The sequence below is a fragment of the Devosia sp. 1635 genome (genome assembly GCF_013185955.1).
Lineage (GTDB): Bacteria > Pseudomonadota > Alphaproteobacteria > Rhizobiales > Devosiaceae > Devosia.
Window position 1 is genome coordinate 1,089,181 of the sequence record NZ_JABAOM010000001.1, and the last position, 13,855, is coordinate 1,103,035.

Genomic DNA, 13,855 nt, shown 5'->3' on the forward strand with positions numbered 1-13,855 from the left:
AGTGTGGGACGCCGTGCCGCTCAGGAGGGCAGCGGCGCAGAGCGAAGGGAACTCAGCCCTCGGTCGGGGCGTCGGTGCGTTCCACCACGATATCCTGGCCCCATTGCGGCGGAACGTCGCCGCTGCGTTCCGCGCGGTCGCGGTACAGCGCGGCGCGGGCCAGCAGCATCAGGGTAACGGGCGTCGTGATCGACACGAACACCAGGATCAGCACTTCATGCACGGCCGGGCGCTGGGCCGACACGGTGAAGTAGACTATCGAAGCGAGGAGAATCGCGATGCTGCCAAGGCTCGTGCCGAGGGTCGGCGCGTGGATGCGGGCGTAAAAGCTGTCAAAGCGAGCCAAGCCGATGCAGCCCAGGAGGGTGAAGGCGGCGCCCAGAATGGACAGGCCGCCAACCAAGACCGCGAGCCAAACAGGAATTTCGCTCATTCAATGACCTCGCCGCGCATGAGGAACTTGGCCAGGGCGACGGTGCCGACAAAGCTCAGGGCCCCGATCAGCAGAGCCACTTCGAAATAAATGTTGGAGCCAATGCGGATGCCGAACAGCACCAGCATGAGCATGGCGGCGACGTAAAAGGCATCGAGCGCAAGAATGCGGTCCTGCGCGCGGGGCCCGCGGATCATCCGGTAGGTGGCAAGGATCAAGGCGAGGCCGACCAGCAATTGCGACAGCAACAGGCACCAATGGAGAATGGCTGCGCTCATTGGAAAATCTCCAGCAGCAAACGCTCATAGCGGTTCTTGATGGTATCGATCCAGGTCGCTTCATCAACGAGGTCAAGCACATGGATCAGCACGGTGGCATGCACAGCGTCATATTCGAGCCAGGCACTGCCAGGCGTCGCGGTGATGATGCAGGCGAGAATGGCAAGGCCTGAGCGGTCGCGCAGCGTCAGCGGCATGACGACGAAGCCAGCGGTTCGCTGGTGGTGCCGATCCCGTAGCACAATGCTGGCGACGGCAAGGTTGGAGCGCATCACATCAACCACCACATAGGCGGCGAGCCGGAAAATGCTGCCGAGCTTACGGGCGCGGGGCTGTTGGGGCTCAAGCGCCGCAAAGGCACGGGCGGCCAGCACGGCGATGACGGCGCCAAGCAGGATTTGTCCGAGGCCAAGGGACTGCTGCAGAAGCAGCCACAGCACCAGAAGGCTGAGCGACAGGATGGGGTAAGGCAGCAGCTTTCTCATGGCACCACCTCCACCAGCTGACCCGGCGCGGGTGGCTCCAGCACTTCCTCGATTACGGGCGCGGGGGTGTAGAGCTGGTCGGCGATGGCCTGGGTGTAGCTAAGGGCAGGTCCGGCCAGGATGGTGGTCGCGACAGTGAGGCAGAGGAGCAGGAGCACCGGGGCGATCTCGATCACCCGGACCGGCGCTGGGCGTTCGGACATGGTGGCCCAGAAGGTGTTGATCCAGGTGCGGGTCAGCGCCACAAGCGCCGCAAAACCGGAAAAGATCAGCAAGGCGGTGAGCCACCAGGCGGAGGGTGGAATGGGCGCGGTTTGAGTAAGGCCATCGGGGTTGAAGATGGCGGAGATGATCGCGACCTTGGCCACAAAACCGGCCAGCGGCGGCAGGCCGGCGATCAGCAGGATACAAAGGCCAAAGCTGATGCTGAGTACGGCGAGGGTCGCGGGAATGGCGACGCCGATTTCGTCTTCTTCATCACCTTCCTCGTCATCGCCATAGGCTTCCATGGTGACGGCGAGCACATCAGCGCCTTCAATACGCACCCGGTCGAGCAGTTCCACCAGCATGAAGAAGGCCGAGATGGCGAGGGTCGAGACGACGAGGTAAAAGAGCGCGCCGCTGGTGGCGCCGGCATTGCCCATGCCCATGGTGGCGAGCAGGGTGCCCGAAGAGACAAGGACGCTGTACCCGGCGAGCCGGGACGTCGTCTGGGCGGCCAGCACGCCAATGGTCCCAAAGGCGAGGGTGGCAAGGCCGCCCATCAAGAGAACGGTGTTTCCGAACCCAGCGGAAACCCCCGCTTCGGCCCCGAAGGCGAGGGTCGAAATCCGCAACACGGCGTAAACGCCGACCTTGGTCATGATGGCAAAGACCGCCGCGACCGGTGCGGCGGCTGCTGCATAGGAGGTGGGCAACCAGAAGCCGAGCGGCCACATGCCCGCCTTGATCAGGAAGGCGACGCCCAGAATGGCGGCGCCGGTTTCGAGCAGGCCCCGATCCGTTTCGGCGATGTTGGCGACCTTGCCCGCGAGATCGGCCATGTTGAGGGTGCCGGTGACGCCATAGATCAGCGCCGCCCCGATCAGGAACAGGAAGGAGGCGGCCAGATTGACGGCGATATAGTGCAGCGAGGCCTTGACGCGCGCGGCGCCCTGGCCGTGCAGGGCCAGACCATAGGAGGCGGCCAGCATCACCTCGAAGAACACAAAGAGGTTGAAGACGTCGCCGGTGAGAAAGGCGCCGTTGACGCCCATCAAGAGGAACTGGAACAAGCTGTGGAAGCTGCTGCCCGCGGAGTGCCAGCGGGCAAGGGAATACACCAGCGCCGAGATGCCAAGGATCGCGGTCACCAGCACCATCATGGCCGAAAGGCGATCGGCTACAAGGACGATGCCAAAGGGGGCCGGCCAGTTGCCAAGCTCGTAAACGGCAAGCGCGCCGGTGGGTTGGGCATTGGCCTGCATCACGAGCAGGACCGAGCCCACCAGCAGCATGACTGTCGAGCCGAGGCTGACCAGCGCCCGCGCATTGCGCAGGCGATCATCGAACATCAGCAGCAGCGCACCGGTGGCCATGGGCAAGAGGATGGGCAGGATGATCAGGTTATCGATAAAGCCGGTCACCGCCGTTCCCTCCCGTCGACATGGTCGGTTCCGGTCAAACCGCGCGCGGCCAGCAGCACCACAAGAAACAGCGCCGTCATGGCAAAGCCGATGACGATGGCCGTCAGCACCAGGGCCTGCGGCACGGGATCGGCATAAAGGCTGGGGTCGACCACGCCATCTTTGCCCAGAACGGGCGCGCCGTTCATCTTGAGGCGGCCCATGGCGAAAATGAAGAGGTTCACCGCATAGGACAGGAGCGACAGGCCAATGATGACCTGGAAGGTGCGCGGGCGCAGCATCAGGTAAACGCCGCAGCTGGCCAAGACGCCAATACTGATTGCAAGAACGAGTTCCATCAGCGAGCCTCCACCGGTGCATCGGCCGACACTTCCGCTTCGGGCACCGGCGGCACGGGTCGCCGCGCGGGCTTGGGCGAACGAATCGACTGGTGAGCAAGGGCGATCAGGATCAGCACGGTCGCGCCGATCACGAGGCTGAACACGCCAAGGTCAAATAACAGCGCGCTTGCCAAGGGCACCCGGCCGATCAGCGGCAGGTCGGCATATTGGAATGCCGTGGTCATGAAGGGATAGTCAAAGACGAAGGAAGCCATGCCCACCAGCAGCGCCAGAAGCAGACCGCTGCCGATCCAGCGTACGGGCAAGATGCGAAGGCGGTCCTCCACCCAGCGCGTGCCCCCTGCCATATATTGCAGGATGAAGCCGATCGACATGACGATGCCAGCCGCAAAGCCGCCGCCGGGCTGATCATGGCCGCGCAGGAACAGGTGCAGGGCCAGAACGATGATGACGGGGAACATCCACTGCATGATCACGGCGGGGATCAGCAGGTATTCATTGACTGTGTCGCCCGGGCTGCGCTCGGGCGCCCGGTCATCGAAGGCATTCTGGATCAACTGTTGCTCGGGCTTGTCGATCGAGTCGGCCGCAGGGCGGAAGCGGCGCAGAATGGCAAAGACCGTGACGGCTACAATGCCCAGGACGGTAATTTCGCCCAGCGTATCGAAGGCGCGGAAATCCACCAGCATGACATTGACCACATTGGTGCCGCCGCCAAGCTTGTAGGCGTTTTCGAGGAAGAACTCGGAAATGCCGTTGGGGAGCTGGCGCGTCATCACCGCATAGGACAGCAGACCGAGGCCGAGGCCTGCCACCAGCGACAGGGCGAGATCGCGATAGCGACGGAAGCGGGCTCGGCGCAGGACCACCACGTCGCGCATGTCCTCGACCCGCTTGGGCAGCCAGCGCAGGCCGAGGAGGATCAGCACGGTGGTGACGATCTCGACGAGGAGCTGGGTGACGGCAAGGTCGGGCGCGGAGAACCAAACAAAGGTCATGCACGTGACAAGGCCCGTGCCGCCCAGAAGAACCAGCGACACCAACCGGTGGAACTTGGCCTGCTGCGCGGCAGTGACGGCGCAAACGATGCCGATGAGCCAAAGAAGGGCGAACACCGGATCGAACCCGTCGAGCCCCAGTTCGAGCCGTCCCAAGCGGCCGGCAAGGATGACGGCTGCAGCGGCCGTGGCGGCGAAAAACAGCAGAAACAATTGCGGCTGCAGCCGACGCGTGCCGAACAAGCTTTCCAGCCGTCGGGCCCATTTGGAGGTGACGGTAAGCATGATGCGCTCGAAGATGCGCTTGCCCTTGAGCCGGCGCAGCAGCGGGGGACCTTCGATGCCCTTTTGCAGATAAGCATGGAGCGCCCAATACAGCAGGGCGCCGCCGACCAGGGCGATCAGGCTCATGAACAGAGCAAAGTTCCAGCCATGCCAGACCGAGAGGCTGTAATAAGGGGTGTCGGGGCCGGTGACCGAAACCACGGCCGCCGCCAGATAGGGGCCGATAGTGATGCCGGGAACTACGCCCACGACAAGGCAAAGCAGAACGAGAATTTCGATGGGCCGGCGCATCAGCGCCGGGGGCTCATGCGGCACTTTGGTCAGGCCCTGCGGCGGGGGACCGAAGAAGACGCCCAGCACGAAGCGCAGCGAATAGGTGACGGCAAAGAGGCTGCCGAGAATGGCGGCAGCAGGCAGGGCAATGTTGACAAAGGGATTGGCGTCGCGCTGCGCCGTTTCGGCGAAGAACATCTCCTTGGACAAAAAGCCGTTGAGCAGCGGCACTCCGGCCATGGCGGCGCTGGCGACCATCGCAAGGGTGGCGGTAAAGGGCATGTAGCGGAACAAGCCGCTGAGCTTGCGGATGTCGCGGGTGCCGGTTTCATGGTCGATGATGCCCGCCGCCATGAAGAGCGAAGCCTTGAAGGTCGCGTGATTGGCGATGTGGAAGATCGCTGCCACGGTCGCGAGCGGGGTCGACATGCCCAAAAGGGCGGTGATCAGGCCGAGATGGCTGATGGTTGAATAAGCCAGCAGGCCCTTGAGATCGGTCTGGAAGATGGCGACGAAGGCCCCAAAGACCAAGGTGATCAGTCCGGCGGAGGTGACAATCCAGAACCATTGGTCGGTGCCGGCCAGAACTGGCCAGAAGCGGACAAGGAGGAACACGCCCGCCTTCACCATCGTCGCCGAGTGCAGATAGGCCGAAACGGGGGTGGGGGCCGCCATGGCGTGGGGCAGCCAGAAATGGAACGGGAACTGGGCCGATTTGGTCAGCGCCCCCATCAGCACCAGCAGCAAGGTAGGCAGGTAAAGCGGGTGATTGCGAATCGTATCGCCCGAAGCCAGCACCACATCAAGGTCATAGCTGCCCACAATATGGCCGATCAGCAGCATGCCGACGAGCAGGCACAGGCCGCCAAGTCCGGTGACAGTGAGGGCCATGCGCGCGCCGTCGCGCGCCTGCCCGAGATGGAACCAGTACCCGATCAGCAGGAACGAGGTGATCGAGGTCAGCTCCCAGAACACTGCCATCTGGATGATGTTGCCCGAGAGCACCAGGCCCAGCATCGAGCCCATAAAGGCCAGAAAGAACGCGAAAAAGCGCGGTACCGCGTCATTGGGCGACATATAATAGCGGGCATAAAGCACCACCAAAAACCCGACGCCGGTGACCAGAACCCCGAAGAGCCAGGAAAACCCATCCAGCCGCAGCACGAGATTGAGATTGAGTGCCGGCACCCAGCTGATCTCGTGGCGGATCACATCGCCATCGCCGATCTGGGGGAACAGCCAGACCATGGCGGCAAAGCCCAGTGCCGCCACGGCACCCGCCAGCCACGCTTCCGCGTTCCGCGCATTTGAGGGCAACACCGCTGCGACAATAGCAGCCATGAAGGGCAAGAGCAGAACCGCGATCAGCAAAACAGACGGGGTCATTGTCCGGGCGGGCACCTTTGAGTAGTTTTGGGGGGAGGCTGGGATACCAGATGCTTGTTACTGGAGTAGCAGCTCAGCGCAACCCGAAACATTGTCGCGGAAGCGCTTGTCCTGGCCTGCAACTTGTTGGCACCCCGACCAGTCCTTTGGCCCGGCCGCCCCGCTCCAACCCGAGATCATGACCCTGGCGGGGCGATTATCTCCCGCAGCGGCAGGGATGGACCCCATCCGAAATACGGCCAGGAGCAGCGGGCGGCATTTTCGCTGTGGCGCCGTTTTCCCAGACACTTTCCCTCCGAAAATGGTGATCAAGCAGTGGGCTGCGCTCGGGGCAGTGGCGCCAGTCCCCAAGGCAGAACGCCAGCTTTACCTTATGCGTTCACAATCACCGGGAGATTTATTGCCCATGGCCGGCGTAGCCGGTACGGTTGGGCGGGGGGCATGCGGAGTATTGCATATGTACCGTGCCAAAATCGGGGCCTGCATTGCCGTGGCTGCATTGTCAGCAGCGCCGAGCTATGCCGGACCAATTACCGATGGCTCAAACGTCTTTATTTTCGGGGGACGCTTTCAGGACGAGTGGGTCTGGGAAACTGCCGCGTTCTGGCGGCCCCATTATGAAGACAACTATTTCGTGGGGGCAGGCTACCAGACCTTTGTTGCCGACCTGCCGGCCAATTTTCACTTTGGCCTCGAGCTTGGGGTGGGGATGCGGGTGGGGCAGGAAGCATCAGCCGAGATCTGGACGGGGGTGGTGCTCAAGAACGATGGCGTGACCATCGGCGATGTCACCATCTCGCCAGCGATCACCGGCGGCATCTCGATGGTGTCCGACACTATCGGGGTCGAAAAGGAGCGGGCCGGCTGGATCGACCGGAACGTACCGGTGCTCTTTTATATGGGCCCGGAAATTGCCGTATCGCATGCCGACTTCCCGGACCTCGAAATGTTTGCCCGCATTCATCACCGCTCGGGAGGGTATGGAGTGATCGCCGAGATCGACGGGTCAAACGCGGCGACGCTGGGCCTGCGCTTCAAGCTTTAGCCTCTTGGCCGAGCGATGAATGAGCCGACGCCGTGCGAGTCGGGGGCAGCGCGGCTGATTCCGCGCAGATTCGCCGCGTTGGATGGCACGGCGACGGAAAAATCGGGCTTTCCTGACGGAAATGTCGATCCCGGATCGGCGGACCGGTTCTTTTTGTGTCCCACCGCCCGAGGTGAGCTGAAGCCATTGGCGTGAGGGTGCGGGCGTGTTGCGGCAAGCAATTTTGCCGACTGCAGCGCCTGGAAAGCAGCGCTACGGCTAGGGCTGTCTGATACGGTCCAAGAAAACGGCCGGCGGCTTGTTTGGCGCGGGCGTGTGCAAGCCAGCACTTTGTTTGGGCAGTTCATGCCGGCGCCGTCGCTCGCGCCAAGCTGCGGGATGATTTGTTTTGAGACATCCGGGGCTGATCTGCGGCGCCTTTTGCTGAGGGGTGACAGAAGGCCGGCGAGGCTCGGGTAGCGCGAGCGCAAAGTTATCCACAGCGCTGCAGGCCAAGCGAAATTTCTCGCCGAAACGGTTTTGGCTGCTTGACTTGGCAGGGGGCGCTGGGTACATCCACCACACGTTGCGCAGACAGACAGTTTGCCGCTGCGGGAGTAGCTCAGTTGGTTAGAGCGCCGGCCTGTCACGCCGGAGGTCGCGGGTTCGAGCCCCGTCTCTCGCGCCACCCTTCTTCTTGATCTTGTCGAGACTTTGGAAGGGGGCGCGTTGTGCGGGCAGGTGGCCCGATCCCCTTCATTACAGATATTCTCGGGCTTCTGCGACGCCTAGAATTTGTCTTTTTGGGCTGTGGTGCCTGCCTAGGCGCTGCGTTGCCGGCGTCGCGGTGGCTTGGCGCGGGGCAGGGACATGCCGTGCGCGGCCTTGAAGTCGGCCTGGGTCTTGCGCGAAATGTCGGAGCGCACCAGTGACAGTTCTTCGGCGACCATCGGATAGTTGTCGGGCAGGTTCCACATCGAGCGGTAGTGCTCTGGGGTGAGGCTGTGGAGCGAGCGCAGATGGTGCTTGAGGCTGCGCAGCTTTTTTCCGCAGACCATGCAGATGATGAAGTCGCGCTTGATGGATTGATCGAACGGGACCGCGGGCTCGAGGCCCGAGATATTGCCACCCGGACCGCCGGCCGCAGCCACGATCTGGAGAATTTTGGCAAAGGCCGGCCCAACCTCCGCCAAAGCGGTGGGACTGCCAGCGAAATAGCCACTGGCAACGGTCGCGGCGGCTTGAAAGACCTGAGCTTTGGTGAGCGGTTCAGTCATGTTCATTCGGTGAGTTCACCGGCCCAGAATTGGCGTTTTTTCCGCGCTCACCCACTCCACAAAAGTCATTAGGTGATTAGCCAGCATAGCTGAGGCGAGGGAGCTTGGGTCCGGGGCGCTAGGCGGTGTTCTTGAGGTTGTCGCCGATCGTCACCCCAGGTGGCCAATCAGCAGCGGTACTGCTCGCAGAGCATCACCTCGGGCTTTGCCAGGCGTTCAATGGGTAGAAGTCCCTTTGATGCAGCCAGTGCGCTCCCCGAGATCGGCGAAGGGAACCTGCTCGCGTGCAGGCAGTTCCTCAGGCCTGATTTGGAGAGCGGCATGAAGAACAAGTTCGAGTTATTGGCGCGGTGGGGATATGCGGCGCGCGGGATTGTTTATGTCCTGCTCGGCGGCTTGGCGCTCGCCAGCGCGTTCTATGGCGCAGGCCAGCAAGCCAGTAACGAGAATGCTTTGGGGAACCTCCTGGGCGCGCCTTTTGGGCGAGTGCTGCTGAGCGCAGTGGCGGTGGGCCTGTTTGGCTATGTGGCGTGGCGGCTGGCGCAGGCCTTTCTCGATGCCGATCACCACGGCAGCGATGCCAAGGGTCTGGGCGCCAGGGCCGCCAGCCTGATCAGCGCGGCGGGTAACGCTACATTGGCGATCGCCGCAGCAAGCCTCGCCCTGGGAGCGGGTGGGCAGGGCGGCTCCAACCGCGAAGACAGCATGACCGCCTGGTTGATGGGACAACCTTTCGGCCGCTGGCTGGTCGGCGCGGTGGGGATCGCCATCATTGGTGGCGGCTTGTTCCAGATTTGGCGCGGTTACTCCAAGAAGTACCAAGACCGCCTTTCCATTCCGGCCGAACATGCCGGCAAAATCCATGCAGTGAGCCTGTTCGGCCTGGCAGCGCGGGGCGTCCTGTTTGCAGTGGTGGGCGTATTGTTCGTGTTTGCGGCGCTGGCGGTCGATCCGCAGCAAGCTGGGAGCACAACCGAAGCCCTCGATTATATCCGCCACCTGCCGTTCGGCCGCATTCTATATGGTCTGGCTGCGCTGGGCCTCGTGGCGTTCGGGCTTTATGGTCTGGTGCAGGCCCGCTACCGGCGCATTGACGCGCCCGATCTCCGCCAGGCGGCCGCGGCCTTGACCTAGCCGGGCGGCAATTTCACCTTGTGGTGAGCCCCGTGAACTCTGGCGTGGCCGGCTCCATATTGTTGGGCAATGCGGCCCAGCCGCCCGAGAGGATCATCCCGTGCCATCGAACCGTTCCGCTGCTGCCTTGCGTGCCTCTAGCTCAACCGGATTTTGGGCCACTCTCTTTATATTGCCCCTGCTAGCCCTGGCCTGGTTCTGCGCCCCGCTGATGGCGCAGGAAAAGGCCGTGGAGATTCCCCCACCTACGGTCGACTTGACCCAAACCGGCAACACCGCCGTGGCAGTCTTTGCCGGCGGCTGCTTTTGGGGGGTGCAGGGGGTGTTCCAGCACCTGGAGGGCGTTACCAAGGCTGTATCGGGATATTCCGGTGGCGCGGCCGAAACCGCGACCTATGATCTGACCAGCAGCGGGACCACGGGGCACGCCGAAGCGGTTGAAGTGACCTATGACCCTTCCGTGGTGAGCTATGGCGATCTGCTCCAGGTGTATTTCTCCGTTGCCCATAATCCGACGCAACTGAACTACCAGGGGCCCGATCACGGCACCCAGTATCGCTCGACCATCTTCGTGCAAAACCCTGAGCAGGAGCGAATCGCGGCTGCCTATATCAAACAGCTTGATGGTGCCGAACTGTTCGAAGGCCCGATCGTCACGACGCTGGAGCCCTTGATGGCGTTCTACCCGGCCGAGCAATATCACCAGGACTTTCTGACGCTCAATCCAACCTGGCCCTACATTGCGGTGCATGACCTGCCCAAGATCACCGCGCTCAAGGCACTCTTTCCCGAGCGGTTCCGCGAGGAGCCCGTACTCGTGGGTACCCTATAAAGAGCACATTTGCCGGGCAGAGGAACTGCTGCGTGGCCGCCACGTTGGTTGGCCAGGCAAGGACGCACGCCATGGCCAGAACGGGAAAGCTAATTGTACCGGTGCTGCTGACCCTTCTCGGGGTGAGCGCAGCGCATGCGGCTGATCCGATCCTCGTGGAAACCAGCACCCCGGCCGCCTTGCCCTTATATGAAGAGGCTCCATTCGATTGGAGCGGCTTTTACGCTGGCATCTATGGTGGCGCGCGCGCCACCGGTTCGGACACCCAAGCCATGCTTGGCATCCAGGCTGGCGTCAATCTCCAGTTCGACTTCTATCTCGTGGGGGCGGAAGTCTCCGTGCAGGGGCTTTCCGGGGATGTGGGGGGAGCCAGCTACGGGCAGATCCTGGGCCGCGCCGGCCTGATCGTCGCCGATGACGTGCTGGTTTATGCCGCCGGAGGCTATGGGATCGACCGGGGCGCGCCCGAACAAGAAGAGGTGCTGCTGGGTGGAGGCCTCGAGTTCGCGGTAAGCGAGAGCGTAACGGTCGAGGCGCAGTATCTCCATGGGTTCCCGATCGCAGGAGAGGAATCAAGCGATCAGGTCACCCTCGGGGCGCGATTCCACTTCTGAGTGCCCCATTTGCCGGTGAGCGCGCGAATCTGCCTGCATTCTTCACAATTTGAGTCGCCAAGCTGCCTCGGTTGTGACACATTGCCGCCAGAATTCTTGCTGCCGCCTGCCCAATTGTATCAAACTGAGCCAAAAGCGCGGTATTCTGGCAACACCGACCCCCGAATGGTCACCAGGTGTTAGCTGCGGTGCCATTTTTGCGTCACCATAGGGTTGCCTCGCGCATTGTAGTGAGGCATCTAAGCCGTCGACTACGGTTAACTCTATGGGAGTGCAAGATTATGTTTGTACGTTCGCTTACCCTCGGTGTCGCCGCTACGGCGCTCCTCGTTTCCGGCGCTTCGGCTGCCGACCTCATCATCCCAACCGCTCCAGAGCCAATCTATGAAGCTGCTGGCTTCAGCTGGGATGGCCTCTATGCTGGTATCGAAGCCGGCGGCATCTTTGCCGACGACGTCGACACGACCGGCCTGGTCGGTGGTATCGTTGGTGTGAACTTCACTGTTGCCGATCCGATCGTTGTCGGTATCGAGCTGCAGGCTGACTACCTGTTCCTGGACGGCGATGACGCCGGCCTGATCCTGGCTCTCGGCCGCGTTGGCGCCGTTGTGACCGACTCGGTCCTGGTCTACGCAGCTGGCGGCGTTGGCACCACTGTTGGTGGTGACGACGAAGAAGGCGTCTTCGCTCTCGGCGGTGGCGTTGAAGTTGCTCTGACCGACTCCGTGTCGCTGCGCGGTGAAGTTCTTGGTCTCGGCTCGCTCGACGACGACGACGATTCCAACGACGACTTCTTCAACGCTGCCAAGGCAACCGTTGGCGTGTTCTACCACTTCTAAGATCTGCAAGCGGGCAGGGCGGTGACGCCCTGCCAGCACAAACTTGCAAACCCAATTCGGCGAACCGCACCGCGGTTCGCCGTTTTGGTTTTAACAAGGTGTTAACACGACCTGCCACAGTGCGGCCTTAGTGCAACAGCTGCCAACAAGCGTTGCCCGGCCGACCCGGAAGGCCACAATCGCCCTTGCGGCGAATCTGTACTTGCCCCACTACTCTCGTATTCTTCCTTGATATGGGGGCTTTAATGGCCATTCGTTCTCTTCTCCTTGGCGCTTCCATCGCCGTTGTTGCTTCGGTCGGCGCGCAGGCTGCCGATCTCATCATCCCAACCACCCCAGAGCCAATCTATGAAGCTGCCGGCTTCAGCTGGGATGGCCTCTATGCTGGTATCGAAGCCGGCGGCATCTTTGCCGACGACGTCGACACCACCGGCCTGGTCGGCGGTATCATCGGTGTGAACTTCACCGTTGCCGATCCGATCGTTGTCGGTATCGAGCTGCAGGCTGATTACCTGTTCCTGGACGGCGACGATGATGCCGGCCTGATCCTGGCCCTCGGTCGCGTTGGCGCTCTGCTGACCGACTCGGTCCTGATCTACGCAGCTGGTGGTCTCGGCTCCACCGTTGGTGGCGACGACGAACAGGGCGTCTATGCTCTCGGCGCTGGCGTTGAAGTTGCCCTGACCGACTCCGTGTCGCTCCGTGGTGAAGTTCTCGGCCTGGGCAACCTGGACGACGACGATGACATCGACGGCAACGACGACTTCTTCGCTGCTGGCAAGGCCACCGTTGGTGTGTTCTACCACTTCTAAGAATGCCGACTGTTTGATGACGGTCTAGTGTTGAGGCCCCGCATTGCGGGGCCTTTTCTTTTGCCTGCTCTGCACTAAATAAGCGGTCGAAACGTCGGCACGTCTGCTCGCCTATACATGATCTGTTAGATCAGATTTTCTTTCCCTTGAAACAACCGGGTGGAAGGTCTAAGCGGAGGCATCAATTTCGCCCCGCGTCGCTCGCCCCAATTGCTTGCGCTGCCGGCGCGCAAACCGACCGCCCGGTCGGGTCTTGAACACAGGCTGCCGCATGACTGAATTGCTCAGCAACTACCTGCCCATCGTGCTTTTTGTCGGTTTGGCTGGCTTGATCGCCATGTCACTGCTGATCGCGCCGTTCCTGATTGCAGTGAAGCGCCCCGATCCAGAAAAAGTATCGGCCTTTGAGGCGGGCTTTGATGCCTTTGACGACGCCCGCATGAAGTTCGATGTGCGATTCTATCTCGTCTCGATTCTCTTCATCATCTTCGATCTTGAAGTTGCGTTCCTGTTCCCCTGGGCCGTGGCTTTCCGGGATGTGGGTTGGTTCGGCTTCTGGTCGATGATGATCTTCCTGGGCGTGTTGACCGTCGGCTTCCTCTATGAATGGCGGAAAGGTGCACTTGAATGGGATTGAGTGAACAAAACAACGGCACGCTGGTGACGCCTCGTCCCAGTGGCCTGATCGACCCGCGCACCAACAAGCCGGCCGGCGCCGACGATCCGTTCTTCACGGATGTGACCGACGAGCTGGCCGACAAGGGCTTCCTGGTTTCCAGCGTTTCCCAGTTGATCAATTGGGCACGTACCGGCTCGCTGATGTGGATGCAGACGGGCCTGGCCTGCTGCGCCGTCGAGATGATGCAGATGTCGATGCCGCGCTATGACGTGGAGCGGTTCGGTACCGCACCGCGCGCGTCTCCACGCCAATCTGACGTGTTGATCGTGGCGGGCACGCTGACCAACAAGATGGCTCCGGCCCTGCGCAAGGTCTATGACCAGATGCCCGAGCCGCGCTATGTGATCTCCATGGGCTCCTGTGCCAATGGCGGCGGCTACTACCACTATTCCTATTCGGTGGTGCGTGGCTGCGATCGCATCTTGCCGGTCGACATCTATGTTCCTGGCTGCCCCCCAACCGCGGAGGCGCTTCTTTACGGCATTCTGCTGCTGCAAAAGAAGATCCGCCGCACCGGTACCATCGAGCGATAAGGTCTTT

Annotated in this window: 15 protein-coding genes and 1 tRNA gene; 9 read left to right on the top strand and 7 right to left on the bottom strand. The window is 62.0% G+C overall.

Annotated elements, in window-relative coordinates; translation table 11 throughout:
• Positions 1–52 precede the first annotated feature (52 nt).
• Genes mnhG through HRU92_RS05650 form a run of 6 tightly spaced genes read right to left on the bottom strand, consistent with a single transcriptional unit; the run spans position 53 to position 6,104 of the window.
• Complete coding sequence (gene mnhG / locus HRU92_RS05625; RefSeq protein WP_172123295.1) at positions 53–433, bottom strand: monovalent cation/H(+) antiporter subunit G; 381 nt, start codon at positions 431–433, stop codon at positions 53–55.
• Entirely contained in the window at positions 430–711 is a 282-nt protein-coding gene (locus HRU92_RS05630) for a K+/H+ antiporter subunit F (protein WP_127753029.1), read from the bottom strand. Before HRU92_RS05630 ends, mnhG begins: the two co-directional genes overlap by 4 nt.
• Positions 708–1,196 (bottom strand): Na+/H+ antiporter subunit E, encoded by a 489-nt coding sequence (locus HRU92_RS05635; protein WP_172123296.1) that lies wholly within the window; start codon positions 1,194–1,196, stop codon positions 708–710. Before HRU92_RS05635 ends, HRU92_RS05630 begins: the two co-directional genes overlap by 4 nt.
• Positions 1,193–2,821, bottom strand: a complete 1,629-nt coding sequence (locus tag HRU92_RS05640) for a monovalent cation/H+ antiporter subunit D (RefSeq protein ID WP_172123297.1) — start codon at positions 2,819–2,821, stop codon at positions 1,193–1,195. The genes HRU92_RS05635 and HRU92_RS05640 overlap by 4 nt, the downstream gene beginning before the upstream one ends.
• Positions 2,818–3,159, bottom strand: a complete 342-nt coding sequence (locus HRU92_RS05645) for a Na+/H+ antiporter subunit C (RefSeq protein ID WP_172123298.1) — start codon at positions 3,157–3,159, stop codon at positions 2,818–2,820. The genes HRU92_RS05640 and HRU92_RS05645 overlap by 4 nt, the downstream gene beginning before the upstream one ends.
• Positions 3,159–6,104, bottom strand: a complete 2,946-nt coding sequence (locus tag HRU92_RS05650) for a monovalent cation/H+ antiporter subunit A (protein WP_172123299.1) — start codon at positions 6,102–6,104, stop codon at positions 3,159–3,161. The genes HRU92_RS05645 and HRU92_RS05650 overlap by 1 nt, the downstream gene beginning before the upstream one ends.
• 457 nt (positions 6,105–6,561) lie before the next feature.
• Here HRU92_RS05650 and HRU92_RS05655 point away from each other — a divergent pair, with 457 nt between their 5' ends.
• A complete protein-coding gene (locus HRU92_RS05655; RefSeq protein WP_172123300.1) occupies positions 6,562–7,149 on the top strand; it encodes a hypothetical protein in 588 nt (195 codons plus the stop codon).
• 590 nt (positions 7,150–7,739) lie between these two features.
• A tRNA-Asp gene (locus HRU92_RS05660) sits at positions 7,740–7,816 on the top strand.
• 133 nt (positions 7,817–7,949) lie between these two features.
• On the opposite strand, the gene HRU92_RS05665 is transcribed toward HRU92_RS05660, so the two are convergent.
• The gene (locus tag HRU92_RS05665; protein WP_127753034.1) at positions 7,950–8,411 is read right to left on the bottom strand and encodes a MucR family transcriptional regulator; all 462 of its coding nucleotides are present in this window, start codon (positions 8,409–8,411) and stop codon (positions 7,950–7,952) included.
• A gap of 315 nt (positions 8,412–8,726) precedes the next feature.
• On the opposite strand from HRU92_RS05665, the gene HRU92_RS05670 reads away from it, so the two are divergent.
• From HRU92_RS05670 to HRU92_RS05700, 7 genes are all read left to right on the top strand, one after another.
• On the top strand, positions 8,727–9,539 hold the full coding sequence (locus HRU92_RS05670; protein ID WP_173087784.1) for a DUF1206 domain-containing protein: 813 nt from the start codon (positions 8,727–8,729) through the stop codon (positions 9,537–9,539).
• 169 nt (positions 9,540–9,708) lie between these two features.
• Positions 9,709–10,371 (top strand): peptide-methionine (S)-S-oxide reductase MsrA, encoded by a 663-nt coding sequence (gene msrA, locus HRU92_RS05675; protein WP_349236737.1) that lies wholly within the window; start codon positions 9,709–9,711, stop codon positions 10,369–10,371.
• 71 nt (positions 10,372–10,442) lie between these two features.
• The gene (locus tag HRU92_RS05680) at positions 10,443–10,985 is read left to right on the top strand and encodes a porin family protein (protein WP_172123302.1); all 543 of its coding nucleotides are present in this window, start codon (positions 10,443–10,445) and stop codon (positions 10,983–10,985) included.
• 281 nt (positions 10,986–11,266) lie between these two features.
• Entirely contained in the window at positions 11,267–11,824 is a 558-nt protein-coding gene (locus HRU92_RS05685; RefSeq protein WP_127753037.1) for an outer membrane beta-barrel protein, read from the top strand.
• Between the two features lie 245 nt (positions 11,825–12,069).
• Positions 12,070–12,636 (top strand): outer membrane beta-barrel protein, encoded by a 567-nt coding sequence (locus tag HRU92_RS05690; RefSeq protein WP_164854804.1) that lies wholly within the window; start codon positions 12,070–12,072, stop codon positions 12,634–12,636.
• A gap of 271 nt (positions 12,637–12,907) precedes the next feature.
• Complete coding sequence (locus HRU92_RS05695; protein WP_127753039.1) at positions 12,908–13,273, top strand: NADH-quinone oxidoreductase subunit A; 366 nt, start codon at positions 12,908–12,910, stop codon at positions 13,271–13,273.
• Positions 13,264–13,848 carry an NADH-quinone oxidoreductase subunit B gene (locus HRU92_RS05700; protein WP_127753040.1) on the top strand — a complete coding sequence of 195 codons (585 nt, stop codon included), beginning with the start codon at positions 13,264–13,266 and terminating at the stop codon, positions 13,846–13,848. The genes HRU92_RS05695 and HRU92_RS05700 overlap by 10 nt, the downstream gene beginning before the upstream one ends.
• Positions 13,849–13,855: the final 7 nt, after the last annotated feature.